This window comes from Candidatus Poribacteria bacterium, assembly GCA_021162805.1.
Classification (GTDB): Bacteria; Poribacteria; WGA-4E; order B28-G17; family B28-G17; genus JAGGXZ01.
In genome coordinates this window covers 14,662-28,898 of sequence record JAGGXZ010000209.1, presented here as the reverse complement: position 1 = coordinate 28,898, position 14,237 = coordinate 14,662, and the positions used below count along the sequence as shown (strand labels likewise).

The following is a 14,237-nucleotide window of genomic DNA, read 5'->3' as shown; positions in this document are numbered from 1 at the left end:
ATCCGGCCGCTTTCGCTGCCGTTGAGAGGAAGCTCGCCGAAGCTGGCAAGCCAGGGTGGCTCGTGGGAGCGATTGACTCCATCATTCACGGCTGTCCCGTTTACATGTGCAGACCGTTCGATGGCGCCCCACGCATCAGTGAGTTTTACGATTACATCCGCAGAGGAGGTGTGACGGGGAGGGTCATCTCCGCCACACCACACACGATCGCCAGGTATGCCAGGCTCCTGGACGACCTGGAGAGGGGAAAATAGCCTGCATCTCGCCGCCGCCATCCCGAATTGCCCGATCTTCGAGTTCCGCCAGGACGAATGCGCCCTCTTCAACGACCTCATAAGCGAACCTTTAACTATAGATGAGGAGGGATACGTCTCGGTCCCCCAAGGGCCCGGTTTGGGGGTTGAGTTCGACCTCGACGAAGCCGCTCGCAAGTTCCCTTTCGAGGGATAACCGTGCTGGGGGAGGATAGGTGGGGGTGAAATCAATTCACCTGCAGATTTTTCACGCACCCGTTAAAAGGTTAAAAATTCCCGCTTGACGAGGGAGGGGGTGATATGCTATACTCCCGAAAAACACAAGCGAATTTCTAAGGACAGCTTGTAGGTGGAGGGAACCGGGTGAAAATCCCGGGCAGCCCCCGCTGCCGTGACCGGGTGAAACTCCTCCCACGAGGTTCCCTCCGGGGAGCCTCAGCCACTGGGGTGATAGGGTGATGAGCTCGCACCCTGGGAAGGCGGGAGGAGCAGGGATGGCCGGAGGATCATCCCTATCCCGGAAGCCGGAAGACCTCGCCTGCAAGTGATATCTATCTTACCCCCGGGGTGAGGGGTGGAAAGGTTTTTTGTATCTTCCCTCCTCACCCTCCCGGAAATCCTATGTAGGGAGGGTTAGAAATGGATAAGTTCCCGTCAATTCACTCGCCGTACTTCATCCCCCTTTGTCAGTCGCCGACAGGCTCGGTCTACCCAGGCATAACGGATTACGCTGGGCAGGGATCATTCCTGAGATAGCGCTGTGATCCCTAAGGAGGCAGTGCAAGATGAAAGTTTTCTGCTCGTGGAGCGGCGGCAAGGACTGTTGCCTGGCATGTTATGAAGCTATCTCAGAGGGGTTCGAGGTCGCCCGCTTGCTCAACATGATCTCACAGGACGACGAGCGATCACGATCACACGGGCTCAGGTCTGAACTGATCAGAGCACAATCTGAAGCGGTCGGGATCCCAGTCCTCCAAAGGGGAGCGTCGTGGGAGAGCTACGAGACCGAGTTTAAAAAGGCGATCTCACAGCTCAAAAGTGAGGAGATCGAAGGAGGAGTGTTCGGAGATATAGATCTGGACGCACACAGGGAATGGATCGAACGGGTATGTGCAGAGATGTCGATCAAACCTATCCTCCCTCTCTGGAGAGGCGATAGGGAGAAGCTTCTGAGGAGGTTCATAGAGCTCGGGTTTGAAGCGATAGTTGTGGCGGTGAAAGAGAAGATCCTGGACCCCCGGTGGCTCGGTAGAAAGGTGGATGAGAAGTTCCTGGACGACGCTAAGAGAGTAGGTATAGATCTGTGCGGGGAGGAAGGGGAGTACCACACGTTCGTCATCGATGGACCCATCTTCCTGAAGAGGATTAAAGTGATCGAGACCGAAAAGGTCAAGCGAGGGGAAAGGATTTTCCTGGATATTCTGAGCTACAGATTGGAGGTGAAAGGATGAGATGGGGTCTGCTCGGCGTGATGTTTTCTCTCCCCCTGCTCTTGATCGGGCTGAGCTCATATGGGGAGTCGGTTTCGATGGAGGAGATAGTGGTGACGGCGACCAGAGATGAGAGGACCATCTCGGATTCTCCCATCCTCACCCAGGTCGTCCCCGAAAGCCAGCTCAGGGAAAATCCATACTATCACGTCGGGGAGGTTCTAGACGACGTGCCCGGACTTTACGTCAGCGGAGATGTCCGCGGTAGAATCGGGGGATACGGCAAGTGTAGCCTGAGCATACAGGGCATGGACCGTCGGAGGGTTTTGATCCTGATCGATGGGCGACCGATTCTGGGAAGCTGGGCGGGGATAATGGATCTGGGGACCCTAAGCCTGGGAGAGGTGAAGCGGATCGAGGTGGTCAAGGGTCCACTGTCTTCACTCTACGGTTCAGGCGCCATCGGCGGGGTGGTCAACATCATCACCGGGGGATCAAGCAAACCCCCGGGTTACTCGACATCATTCCTCTGCAAGGTGGATCCGAATTGGAACAGCTCCATCGGCTGGTCACACCGTATCGGTTTCAAGCGCGGGGATACCTCTATGAGGTTAAACTTCGAGGTGCAGGCGAAAGATGGATATTACTTACGAAGCGGTGAGGATCAGGTTAACAGCCCCGTCATGATCGGCTACAGCATTGGAACGAATTTGCATCGCCCGCTCACTTCGTCTCTTTCGTTGAACTTCGATGGAGCGCTGAATTTAAGACGGGCCCAGAGGAAAGGGTTGAACCTTTCATACGCTGATAACTTCGAGCTTGACCGGTTCTCACTTTGTCCGGCCCTGAGATGCTCTACTGGGAACGTGAAGCTTACCCTCTCACTGTATACCGCTCGATGCGGGCTGGAGAACTATCAGACCTACATAGAATACGAGGATCGGGTGAAGAGGGTCGATGAGCTGAGGAACCGCTCCTTCGAAGCAGCGAAGAACATATTAGGGTTCGAAAAGGGGGAACAGCTCCCCGGTCTCAGAAGGCAGGACGAGAAGTTAACCCGTCTTGAACTTCAGGTGAACGGCAGGGATAAAACCCTGAGATGGGTGACGGGTGGGGACGCCGGCTCAAAGGTGTTCTATTCCGATAATATCTCGGGTGGAGAGCAGAGGAGAAAAGAGGTTTCGCTCTTCGCTCAAGCTGAAAGGACACTTTCACCCCCGCTCTCCCTTCTGGGAGGGATCAGATACGAATACAGCGATGCCTATGGGAGCGATCTATCCCCTAAGCTCGCCGTCATGGGTAGGATGAGGAACGTTTTTAAAGAACGGGATTCCCTCGTCCTGCGCGCTTCTTTATCCAAAGGGTACCGCGCGCCGGATTTCAAGGAGCTTTACTACGACCTGCCGTACTCCACGAAAAGCATGGCGATCATAGGCGGGGAGTTGCTCCGCAAATACGCCCCCTGGGAACCTAAGCTTAAACCCGAGATGTCGCTGGGGATCACCCTCGGACCGGAATACATCCGAGATGACCGTTTACGCATCTACACGAACTTCTTCTGGACGGAACTTTGGAACGCCCTGCAGTTCGTCCCGATCGATCCTAACTCGAGGACATACCGAAGATTGCTCGATCTGTTCCCAAGGGGTAAGTTCTCCGGGGGGAGGGTGGATCCAGATGTTCCGGAATACACGAGAACTGTAGCGAACATAGCCCGTGTGCGGGTGATCGGAGCCGAGTTTTACACCTCGATGAAGACCGGTGACTGGTCGGCGAGCTTGTCCTACACCTCACTTCACGCCGAGGATATCACAACTGGCGAGAGGCTGGAGGGTAAACCGACGGATCTGTTGAAGATCAAGCTGAGGAGAGTGGTGCGCCTGGGCAGCCCTCTGACTCTTCACATCGGGGTTTCATATAGATACAGCCATGGTGAGACGGTGGGGAGTGAGATTCTGCCCGATCTACACCGTCTCGACGCTCAACTCTCACTCAAAATCGGAAGCAGACATCTGTTGTCAGTGGGGGTTCAAAATTTAACCGATGAGAAGAACGTTCGTCATTTGAGACAACTCCCCGGACGCACCATCTACGTTTTAACCAACATCGACTTTTAAAGGAGGGAAACGATGAGAAGGGTGTTAACGATTTTAATCGCCATCGCCTTAGGGATCTCAATCGTGGGATGTGGGGAGGAAGAGGTATCCCCCCCTGAGGTTGAAAAGCCGATGACCCCGATCGAAATCACCATTACCGTGAAGGGGGATGTCACATCGAAAACCACCCCCGACGATTGGGTCTATTTCAGCTTCAGGACGGGCAGCGTGATCGATCCTTCGCGGAAGAACACCAAAGAGTGGGATATCCGGGTTTTAGGCACGAAGTTCTCCACGAACAGCGGGACGACGGCGGAGGAAACGGGCTCAGGAGGTTTAGGAGGAGCCATCATCGTTAACGAGTCCGATCTGACCAAAATCGCACAGGCTCCCGAAACCGGTTATACGGTCGATGTGATAGCTGAGATCGCCACAATGGCGAAGACCAAGCCCTCGGCCAGCATCAACCCCCTGCTGACCAAGGAGGACAAGAACGATCCGAACTATGACAGTAACCACTGGTATACCAGGGTGGACAGGAAGCTCACCCCGGATACGAGCAAATGTTACGTGATAAGATGTGGTGACGGGAAGAGCTACGCTCGGCTACAGTTCATCGGCTATAGCAAATCGGGGGATACCCGCACCTATACGCTCCTCTATAACTACACCGACCGTCCCGACAGGAAATTCGTCGAGTGAGGGCGGAGAAGATGAGAACGCCTGTGATAGTTCTATGTGCCTTTGGCACCTCCACGGAAGCGATGGCCACTTACGATCACATCGATGAGGTGATAAGGAGTAGGTATCCCGATAACGACATCCGTTGGGCTTTCACCTCTGAGGGGGTCATCAGGAAGTTAAGGGGGAGAGGTATCGCCTGTTACACCCTTCCGGAGGTCTATGAGATCCTACGGAGGGAGGGGAAAACCGAGGTGCTCGTCCAATCGCTTCACATCATGCCCGGTCAGGAGTTTCATGAGAAGATCGTGATGGTGCCCGCAAAGGGGTTGAACGTCAAATATGGGCTTCCGCTTCTCTCCGAGGACGACGATTTCGAGAGGCTTTTTAAAGCTCTTGAGCCGAGGTTTCCCCCTGAGGAAGAGGCTGTGACGATCCTCTGCGCTCACGGCAACAAGCGCCGTCCGGAGTTCAACGCGCCGTTTCTCAGGTTGGACAGCTATATTCGGGGTCGCCGGAAGAACACCTTCGTTGCCACAGTTGATGGCCCTCCTGGCACCGAGAGCGCTTTTTCCGATGCGAAAGCGGCCGGGGTTGGGAGGGTTCACTTCGTCCCGCTCATGCTGGTGGCGGGGAGACATATCATGGAGGACGTCATGGGTGAGGGGGAGAACAGCTGGAAAAATCAGCTCTCCCCGATGAAAGCTACCGTCGAGGAAGGGTTGGGTTATAACGACGATGTCATCGAGATCTACATCGAGCACATCGGCAAAGCGCTCGACCAGTTCTGAGGATGAGGGAGGTTTCGGTGAGCCTTAGCCCCAGCGAGATAGAGCTCAAAAGTTTCGAGATCATCAAGCGTAGGATAGGAGAACACAGCTTTTCGGAAGAGGAGCTCTCGATAGTCACAAGGGTGATCCATGCCACGGGTGATTTCGACTATGCCCGAAACATGAGGTTTCATCCCAAAGCTGTGGAGAGCGGTGTGAGTGCCATCGAGGAGAGATGTTTGATAGTGTCAGACACCGAGATGGGCAAAGCCGGGATGACCAAAGCCCGTTCGATGGGATGTGAGGTGAGATGTTTCGTGCACGACAGCGATGTGATAGCTGAGGCCAGAGATCTGGGCGTGACCCGCTCGGTCATCGCCATCCGTAAAGCCGCCCGATATCGCCCGGGCATAGTGGCCATCGGGAATTCACCGACCGCTTTGATCGAAGCGATAAAGCTGGTCGAAAAAGGTGTTATGTCTCCTAAGCTGATAATCGGTGTGCCCGTTGGGTTCGTCATGGCAGCGGAATCCAAGGAGATGCTGGTGAGATCTTCTCTTCCGATACCATACATCACCTCGCTTGGAAACAAAGGTGGAAGCACGGTAGCAGCGGCGATCGTAAACGGATTGGCTGTTTTGGCGGGAGATGATGAGAGAGGTTAAATTGAGAACCGGGTATACGACCGGTTCCTGTGCCGCCGCTGCCGCTAAAGCGGCAGCGATAGCCCTCATCACCGGCAGGGCCCCGGAGAGGGTGGAGATCGAACTGCCGATAGGGAAGAGAGCTGAATTCGAGATAGCGGGTTCGGATATCGGATCGAACCGCGCCACCTGCTCGGTGATCAAAGACGCCGGCGACGACCCGGACGTCACGAACGGGGCGTTGATATCATCGACCATCTCATACTCCGATAGCCTCGGGATCACCATAGATCGAGGTGAGGGCGTCGGGATAGTGACCAAGCCGGGGTTAGAGCTGGATGTGGGGATGCCGGCGATCAACCCGGTGCCGCGGCGGATGATCGAGAAAGCCGTCTCAGAGGTCGCCGGCGAACTCCTCTCGCAAACCGGGCTCTCCGTCATCATATCGGTCAAAGACGGCGAGGAGATGGCGAAGGAGACCCTCAACCCAAAACTGGGGATCCTCGAGGGGATATCAATCCTCGGCACAAGCGGGATCGTGAGACCATACTCCGCCCCAGCTTACAGAGCCGCCATAGCCGTTTCGATAAACGTGGCTGTGGCCTCCGGAAACAAGCACCTTGTGCTCACAACGGGAAGCCGGAGCGAGGAGTTCTCCAAAAAATACGTCCGTCTGCCCGATGAGTGCTATATTCAGGTGGGTGATTTCCCAGGGTTCGCTGTCAGATACTGCTCGAGAAAAGGTGTCGAGAGGATAACGTTCTGCGGTATGATCGGGAAGTTATCCAAGATAGCGGAGGGGTATTCCCGAACGAGCTCGGACACCGTTGATATAAACATTGCCTTCCTGATAGAGCTATCCCGTCTCTCCGGGGTGGACGATGAGACGTTGAAACTCCTGAGAAACGCTCAAACGGCGAGGCATTTCGCTGAGATGGCTCTTAAGGCAGGCGTCTCGACCGTTTTCGATCTGATCTGTAGGAGAGCTTGTGAGAACCTGAAAGCATGGGCAGATGGGGAGATCTCCATAGAGTGCATGATGGTCGATTTCCAGGGTAACCTCATCGGACGGGCTGAGATATGAAAATCTACGTCGTGGGAGTCGGTTATAAACCCCTGGATGAAAAGGCGAGGAAGGTCCTCGAAAACTCTCAGCTCATCCTCGCCCCCACCCGGGTTCTCGAAGTCTTCAAAAGGTATGATGAGTTCGAGAAGGTGAAGGCCCAAACTATAACGGTGAACGACCTGGGTGAGATGATAAATCTCGTGAGGTCCAATTCGGACTCCCAGATCGTCATCCTCTCATCCGGTGATCCGATGTTTTTCGGGATAGGTAGAAGGTTGGTCGAGGAGTTCGGGAAGGACAGGGTCGAGATAATTCCGGATCTCTCCTCTCTTCAAGTGGCGTTCTCGAGGATAAAGGAGAGCTGGGACGACGCCCTGTTTCTGAGCTTGCATGGAAGGCGAAAACGGGGAGGGCGCAGCCTTGAGGATATACCCGAACTGCTGGAAAGACATCATAAGATCGCCATACTCACCGATAGCGAAAACAATCCATCGGCGATAGCGAGGGTCATCCTCAACTCCCTCCCGGCGGATCAGATGGCATCGGTGATGCTTTACGTTTGTGAGAGGTTAGGTTATCCCGATGAGAAGATCACAGAAGGCACTCCGTCGGAGATAGCGGAGCTCGCCTTCTCCGATCCGAACATCGTGTTGATAATGCGGGAGAGGTCAAACGGCGAAGCGAGGGAGAAGCCTTCCTTCGGGTTAAGGGAGGACGAGATAGCCCATATCAGGGGGATGATAACGAAGGATGAGATCAGAGCGGTGGCGATCCATAAGCTGAGGTTGCCGAAGGAGGGGGTTTTATGGGATGTAGGGGCGGGTTCAGGTTCGGTGTCGATAGAAGCGGCAAGGATCTGCCCGAAGCTCAAGGTGTTCGCCGTCGAGAAGGACAGGGAACAGGTGGAGATCATCAGAAGGAATCTGGTCAAGTTCAGAACGTTCAACGTGGAGGTCGTGGAGGGCGAAGCCCCTGAGGTGCTGGAGGAGCTCCCCCGACCTGATAGGGTGTTCATAGGAGGGAACAGCGGGAAACTCGGGGAGATCCTCGAGGTTTCATCCCTGAGGATGGGTTACGGCATCATCGTTGTGAACGCCGTTACGCTCGAGACGCTTGAGGAGGCGATCTCGGAGCTCAGTCGCCGAGGGTTTGAAGTTGAGGTGTCGGGGATATCCGTCTCCAGATCCGAGGTCATCGGGGGCAGAAGATATCTGAAAGCTCTCAACCCGGTGTTCATCGTGAGGGGGATGAGGAATGGCTCCTAAGGTTTATTTCATCGGAGCTGGACCGGGGGACCCGGAGCTGATAACCCTTAAGGGCAGAAAACTGCTCGAGATGGCGGATGTCATCATATATGCCGGTAGCCTCGTCAACCCCAAGTTGCTCGAAGGTGTGAAGGCTGAGGTTTTCGATTCCTCCGGGATGACCCTCGGTGAAATAGTGGAGCTCATGAGGGATTCGGTTGAGAGGGGGAAGATGGTCGTCAGGTTACATTCGGGCGACCCTTCGATTTACAGCGCCGTGTCGGAACAGATAGAGCTGTTAAGCGAGCTCGGAATCGAATCGGAGATCGTCCCCGGGGTCTGTTCAGCTATGGCTGGAGCCGCTGCCCTCAAGCAGGAGCTCACGATCCCGGAGGTGAGTCAGACGCTCATATTCACCAGAATGGAGGGGAGAACACCTGTGCCCGAAAGCGAAAAGCTGAGCGAGTTGGCGAAACACAGGGCTACGATGGTGATATTTCTGAGCGTGGGGATGATAGAGAAGGTGAGGGATGAGCTGCTGAAGGGATATGATGAGGACACGCCGGTTGTGATCGTCTATAAGGTGTCATGGCCCGATCAGAAGATCGTCAGGGGGAGGTTAGGCGACATTGTTGAGCTTGTCAAATCCGAAGGAATAAAGAGAACAGCGCTGATATACGTCGGGGAGGCTTTGAAAGCCTCAGAGAAGCCTCTCAAGAAAAGATCGAAGTTATACGATGAGGACTTCAAACACAGCTACAGGCGGTAGGAGGACCGCGATACTTTACATAACGGACGGGGGACTCGCCCTCGCCAGGAAGCTCAAGGGGCTGCTCCGCGATGCGGAGGTCTTCAAATTCGACCGTGAATTGGTGATCTCCCGCTGGAGGGAGTTCAATAGTTTCGTCTTCATCATGGCGGTTGGGATCGTTGTCAGGACGATAGCCGATCTGATCGAGGATAAGAGGAGCGATCCGGCGGTCGTCGTCCTCGATGAGAAAGGGAGATTCGCAATCAGCCTTCTGGGAGGGCATATAGGGGGAGCTAATGAGCTGGCGCGAGAGATAGCACACTTTCTCGGAGGGGAGGCGGTCATAACGACCGCTTCGGATCTGAGAGGGGTTCCCTCGCTGGATCTATGGGCGATGAGGAACGGGTTTGTGATCGAAAACTGGGAAGCTCTGCCCTCGATCTCTACGAAGCTGATAAATACAGGAGCTGTAAAGGTATACTCCGAGGTTCAAGTGGATCTTCCCGAAAATTTCCTGAGGGTCGAAGATCCGGAGAGCGCCGATCTGCTGATCACCAACAAAGAGCGGGTGGTCGCCACGGGCGCTGGGGATCGAGTCTACCTCAGGCCGAGGAACCTGGTCGTCGGGATCGGATGTAACAGGGGCGTGGATGTCGAGGAGATAGAGGAAGCTGTGAGGAAAGCTCTGAAGGAGAACAACCTGGCTTTCTCATCGATCCGCGCCGTCGCCTCGATAAAGAGCAAGGCAGATGAACCCGGATTGGTCGGTTTCGCTCGAAGACATGGCTTTGAGCTCAAGCTTTTCACACCTGAAGAGCTGAACACGGTGGGATGGGTAAGGAGTTCCCGGATCGTTTTCAAAGCTACGGGGGCCAGGGCTGTAGCGGAACCCGCCGCTATCTTGGCATCCGGAGCACGCTCGCTCCTCGTTCCGAAAAGGAAAGCCGGAAATGTGACGGTCGCCGTGGCCGAAACCGATCCGGTGGTCAGAGAGCCCAAGATCTACATCGTGGGCATAGGCCCAGGTGGTATAGATCACATCACACCCCGGGCCTTCAGACCTATAAGGGAAGCCGATGTGGTGATAGGGTATAAGACGTATTTGGAGCTTATAAAAGAGCTGATAACCGACAAAGAGGTTTTGTCGTTCGACATGACCCAGGAGCTTGAGAGGTGTTGGAAAGCTTTGGAGATAGCGTCTAAAGGTAAAGCGGTAGCCTTGATAAGCGACGGTGATCCGGGGATCTACGGGATGGCTGGGGCTATGTTCGAGGTTTTGAAGGAGAACGGTGTAGCCGTCCATATCGAGGTGATCCCCGGGATACCGGCTTTTACCGCCTGTGCCGCCAAACTGGGAGCTCCTATAGCCCAGGATTTCGCCGTGATAAGCTTATCCGATAGATTGACCCCCTGGGAGACCATACAGAGGCGTCTCGAAGCGGCAGCTTCAGGGGATTTCGTCATCGTTTTGTATAACCCCAGAAGCGAAAGCAGATCCGAGCATATCCGGAAGGCGAGGGAGATCATCTTGAAGTATAGAAGTCCGAAAACCCCCGTGGGTATAGTGAGAGCGGTCACCAGGGAGGGCGAGAGTGTGATCGTGACCGACCTGGGAAATATGCTCGACTATGAGATAGATATGCGCACTACAGTGATAGTGGGCAACTCTCGAACCCTTGTTTTGAGCGATCGGATCTTAACACCGCGAGGATATAGGGATAAATACGGGGTGGAGATAAGGAAAGGAGGAAGAAGTTGAGCTCGGATGTCTCCTTCGAGCACGGCGGTGAATTGGAGAAACTCAGAAGGTTGGGCATATCGATCGATGGATTGATCGATTTCAGTGTGAACGTCAATCCTCTGGCCCCTCCCGAGGAGCTGGTTCGGATGTTGAAAGATCGGGTGTTTGAGGTCACACGCTACCCGGAGCCTGGATCGGGCACCCTCGTCTCCAAGTTGAGCGCGAAGTTAGACGTGCCCCCGAATGGTCTTGTTATCTCAAACGGGTCGAATCAACTCATATACGCCGTATGTAGGGCTTTGAAGCCCAGGAGGGTTCTCGTCGTTCAGCCCACCTTCTCCGAGTATGAGAGATCGGCGAGGCTGAACGGTGCGGAGGTGATCGAGCTCATCCTGAAGGTCGAGGATGGGTTTTCCGTTCCACTGGATGATCTGCTCAAAAGAGTGGGGTCCTCGGATCTGGTCTTCATATGTAACCCCAACAATCCGACGGGGACCGCTTTTGAGAGGGAGCTTTTGATCGAGCTTATGGGGAGATTTTCGGATACGACTTTCGTCATCGACGAGGTCTTCCTGGAGCTTTCGGATGTGGAACGCTCGTTCGTCAAAGACACGCTTAGGTTTGACAACCTGGTGGTCTTGAGATCATTCACCAAGCTGTTCTCGATCCCGGGTCTCAGACTCGGATACTCCGTTTCGAGCCAGAGGATCGCCGCCATTTTAACCGCCCAGATAGAGCGGTGGTCTGTGAACAGGCTCGCTCAGATCGCAGGTGAGGTGATACTGGAGATGGACGGGTTCGTCGAGATGAGCAGGAGTTTCATCTGCTCGGAGAGAGCTTTTCTCTTCTCCGAGATCTCAAAGATAGAGGGTTTTACACCCTTTCCCTCCCACGCCAACTTTCTGCTCGTTCGGTCCGATCATCTTCGTTCCGGTTCGCTTCAGATGAAGCTCTTGGAGAAGGGGATTTTCATAAGGAACTGCTCGAACTTCAAGGGGCTGGACGACCGTTTTTTCAGGGTAGCGGTTAGGAGGAGGGAGGAGAACCTTAGGTTGATCTCTGCGTTGAGGGAGGTGGCGGGGTGCGGGCCAGATGTTTGATGATCCAAGGCACGGGCTCACACGTGGGTAAGAGCCTCATAGTGACGGCGTTGTGCAGGATATTCCGGCAGGACGGGTTCAAAGTGGCACCGTTTAAAGCTCAGAATATGTCTCTGAACTCCTACGCTACGCTCGACGGTGGTGAGATAGGCAGAGCCCAGGCGGTGCAGGCTGAGGCTTGTGGGTTGGAGCCGGAGGTCGAAATGAACCCTATCCTGCTCAAACCGATGGGCGAGACAGGGTGTCAGGTGGTGGTGTTGGGCAGACCGTTGACGGACGCATCCGCAGTTGACTACCACAAGCTCAAAAGAACTCTTTGGGAGGTGGTGTGTGAATCGCTGGACAGGTTGAGGGAACGGTTCGAGCTGATCGTAATAGAGGGCGCCGGCAGCCCCGCAGAGGTGAACCTCAAAAAGAACGATATAGTCAACATGAAGGTGGCCGAATACGCCGGAGCACCGGTCATACTGGTAGGGGATATAGACAGGGGAGGGGTCTTCGCCTGGTTGATCGGAACGCTTCAGCTCCTGGAGGATCGTGAAAGGGAGATGGTTAAAGGATTTCTGATAAACAAATTCAGGGGCGACATCGGTCTGCTCAGGGACGGTCTCGATTTCCTCCAGCATTACACCGGTAAACCGGTGCTCGGCGTTATACCATATATCCGTGACCTGAAAGTGCAGGATGAGGATTCGGTATCACTGGATGAGAGAAGACCCGGATTGGGGAGAAAGGGCGAGGTGAAGGTGGTGGTAGTAAGGTTGCCCAGGATATCGAACTTCACCGATTTCGATCCGCTTGAGACGGAGGAGGACGTCTCATTGATCTACACCGTATCCCCGGATGAGCTTGAGGGGGCCGATTTGATCGTCCTGCCGGGAACCAAGAACACCGTAGCCGATCTTCTGTTCCTCAAGGAGAAAGGGTTAGCGGCGAAGATCATCGAGATGCGACGCAGAGGGGTGCCTGTGATCGGCATCTGCGGCGGGTTCCAGATGTTGGGGGGGAAGATCAAAGACCCCCTCGGCGTCGAATCCCCCTTCCAGGAGATCCAAGGATTAGCACTGCTGGAAGCCTCCACGACCTTTGAAAAGGAGAAAGCTACGTTTCAAGTGAAAGGGGTGGCCATCGAGGGTATACCGTATCTGAGGAAGGGGGAAACCGTTGAGGGATACGAGATACATATGGGGAGGACCGAGGGAAGTAAGTTCGTCTTCAAACTGGTGAGATCCAACGGCGAGGTGGTCTACGACGGGATGATATCCGAGGACGGGTTGGTTTTCGGGACGTATCTACACGGTATATTCGATAACACCCGGTTCAGGCGGGGTATCTTGAACTTCGTGAGGATCAGGAAGGGTTTGGAACCGATCGAGCCCGAGGAGATCGATCTGAAACTCGAAAGGCTGAGGGAGTACGATAAGTTAGCCGAAATCGTGCGTGAGAACGTCGATATCGATATGATATACAGGTTCATGGGGTTGGGATGAGCGAGCTGGCGTTGGTGATAGGGTACATACTGGATCTCACGATCGGCGATCCACGTTGGCTTCCTCACCCTGTCAGGATGATCGGGAAGGAGATCGAGATTTTGGAGAAGGTGTTGAGGAAGCTGCGTCCGGAGAGGCTGAGCGGGGCGATACTCGCTTTGACGGTCATATCGAGCGTCTTCCTCATATCATATCTGTTGATCCAGATCGCTGATCGCTTCAAACCGCTCAGATTAGGGGTGGAATCCTTTTTGATCTTCACACTTCTGTGCACGAGAAGTCTGGCGGACGAACCGATGAAGGTGGTGAGAGAGCTCGAGAGGGAGAGGATCGATGAGGCAAGGAGATATCTCTCCCATCTGGTCAGCAGGGATACCAGGGGTTTGAACGAGGCCGGGATTTTCAGGGCTTGTATCGAGACGGTTGCGGAGAACACGGTTGATGGTCTCATCTCCCCGCTTTTCTACCTGGCTTTGGGGGGAGTCCCAGCGATGATCGCATTTAAAGCGATTAGCACCCTCGACTCGATGGTCGGGTATCGTGATGAGAGGTACATCCGGTTCGGATGGGCTTCGGCAAGGTTGGATGATATAGCGAACTTCATCCCCGCCAGATTATCCGCTCTTCTGATACCGTTTTCCGCTTTCATCTTGAACCTCAACGGTTCGAACGCTTTCAGAGTGGCTTTGAGGGATGGTGGCAAGCATGAGAGTCCCAACAGCGGTCTGCCGGAGGCGGCTTTCGCCGGGGCTTTGGGGGTCAGGCTGGGCGGTCCGGCAGTTTACGGTGGGGTGAGGGTCGATAGACCGTTCATCGGGGACGAGCTCGAACCGCTCACGCCCGGAAAAGTGAGGGAGGCGGTCAAGCTGATGCGGCTTTGTTCGGCGATCACGGCGTTCACCGCCCTGGGGGTCCTGATCCTGAGAGGATAAAGCCGTCTTTGGGATCTCCTCAAATACACTCCGGGTGT

Annotated in this window: 14 protein-coding genes and 1 riboswitch; all 14 genes read left to right on the top strand. The window is 54.7% G+C overall.

Annotated features, from left to right (window positions below; translation table 11 throughout):
- Positions 1–254: hypothetical protein (locus J7M22_17210; GenBank protein ID MCD6508345.1), on the top strand; the 254-nt coding region annotated here is incomplete at its 5' end.
- Positions 217–450: a hypothetical protein gene (locus J7M22_17205; protein MCD6508344.1), complete on the top strand. Its 234-nt coding sequence runs from the start codon at positions 217–219 to the stop codon at positions 448–450. The genes J7M22_17210 and J7M22_17205, both read left to right, overlap by 38 nt.
- Before the next feature lie 134 nt (positions 451–584).
- Positions 585–811, top strand: a riboswitch (cobalamin riboswitch).
- 228 nt (positions 812–1,039) lie between these two features.
- Positions 1,040–1,705, top strand: coding sequence for a diphthine--ammonia ligase (locus J7M22_17200; GenBank protein MCD6508343.1), 666 nt, complete (start codon positions 1,040–1,042; stop codon positions 1,703–1,705).
- Positions 1,702–3,801 carry a TonB-dependent receptor gene (locus J7M22_17195; GenBank protein ID MCD6508342.1) on the top strand — a complete coding sequence of 700 codons (2,100 nt, stop codon included), beginning with the start codon at positions 1,702–1,704 and terminating at the stop codon, positions 3,799–3,801. The genes J7M22_17200 and J7M22_17195 overlap by 4 nt, the downstream gene beginning before the upstream one ends.
- A gap of 12 nt (positions 3,802–3,813) precedes the next feature.
- Positions 3,814–4,482: an HmuY family protein gene (locus tag J7M22_17190; GenBank protein MCD6508341.1), complete on the top strand. Its 669-nt coding sequence runs from the start codon at positions 3,814–3,816 to the stop codon at positions 4,480–4,482.
- An 11-nt stretch (positions 4,483–4,493) separates the two neighbouring features.
- The gene (locus tag J7M22_17185) at positions 4,494–5,252 is read left to right on the top strand and encodes a sirohydrochlorin cobaltochelatase (protein MCD6508340.1); all 759 of its coding nucleotides are present in this window, start codon (positions 4,494–4,496) and stop codon (positions 5,250–5,252) included.
- Positions 5,253–5,254: 2 nt separating this feature from the next.
- Positions 5,255–5,896: a precorrin-8X methylmutase gene (locus J7M22_17180; GenBank protein ID MCD6508339.1), complete on the top strand. Its 642-nt coding sequence runs from the start codon at positions 5,255–5,257 to the stop codon at positions 5,894–5,896.
- Positions 5,883–6,959 carry a cobalt-precorrin-5B (C(1))-methyltransferase gene (locus J7M22_17175; protein MCD6508338.1) on the top strand — a complete coding sequence of 359 codons (1,077 nt, stop codon included), beginning with the start codon at positions 5,883–5,885 and terminating at the stop codon, positions 6,957–6,959. Before J7M22_17180 ends, J7M22_17175 begins: the two co-directional genes overlap by 14 nt.
- Complete coding sequence (cbiE, locus tag J7M22_17170) at positions 6,956–8,206, top strand: precorrin-6y C5,15-methyltransferase (decarboxylating) subunit CbiE (protein MCD6508337.1); 1,251 nt, start codon at positions 6,956–6,958, stop codon at positions 8,204–8,206. The genes J7M22_17175 and cbiE overlap by 4 nt, the downstream gene beginning before the upstream one ends.
- Complete coding sequence (cobM, locus tag J7M22_17165) at positions 8,196–8,954, top strand: precorrin-4 C(11)-methyltransferase (protein MCD6508336.1); 759 nt, start codon at positions 8,196–8,198, stop codon at positions 8,952–8,954. The genes cbiE and cobM overlap by 11 nt, the downstream gene beginning before the upstream one ends.
- Entirely contained in the window at positions 8,923–10,695 is a 1,773-nt protein-coding gene (gene cobJ, locus J7M22_17160; GenBank protein MCD6508335.1) for a precorrin-3B C(17)-methyltransferase, read from the top strand. Before cobM ends, cobJ begins: the two co-directional genes overlap by 32 nt.
- Positions 10,692–11,777 (top strand): threonine-phosphate decarboxylase, encoded by a 1,086-nt coding sequence (locus J7M22_17155; protein MCD6508334.1) that lies wholly within the window; start codon positions 10,692–10,694, stop codon positions 11,775–11,777. Before cobJ ends, J7M22_17155 begins: the two co-directional genes overlap by 4 nt.
- Entirely contained in the window at positions 11,777–13,267 is a 1,491-nt protein-coding gene (locus J7M22_17150; protein MCD6508333.1) for a cobyric acid synthase, read from the top strand. The genes J7M22_17155 and J7M22_17150 overlap by 1 nt, the downstream gene beginning before the upstream one ends.
- Positions 13,264–14,199, top strand: a complete 936-nt coding sequence (gene cobD / locus J7M22_17145; GenBank protein MCD6508332.1) for a cobalamin biosynthesis protein CobD — start codon at positions 13,264–13,266, stop codon at positions 14,197–14,199. Before J7M22_17150 ends, cobD begins: the two co-directional genes overlap by 4 nt.
- Positions 14,200–14,237: the final 38 nt, after the last annotated feature.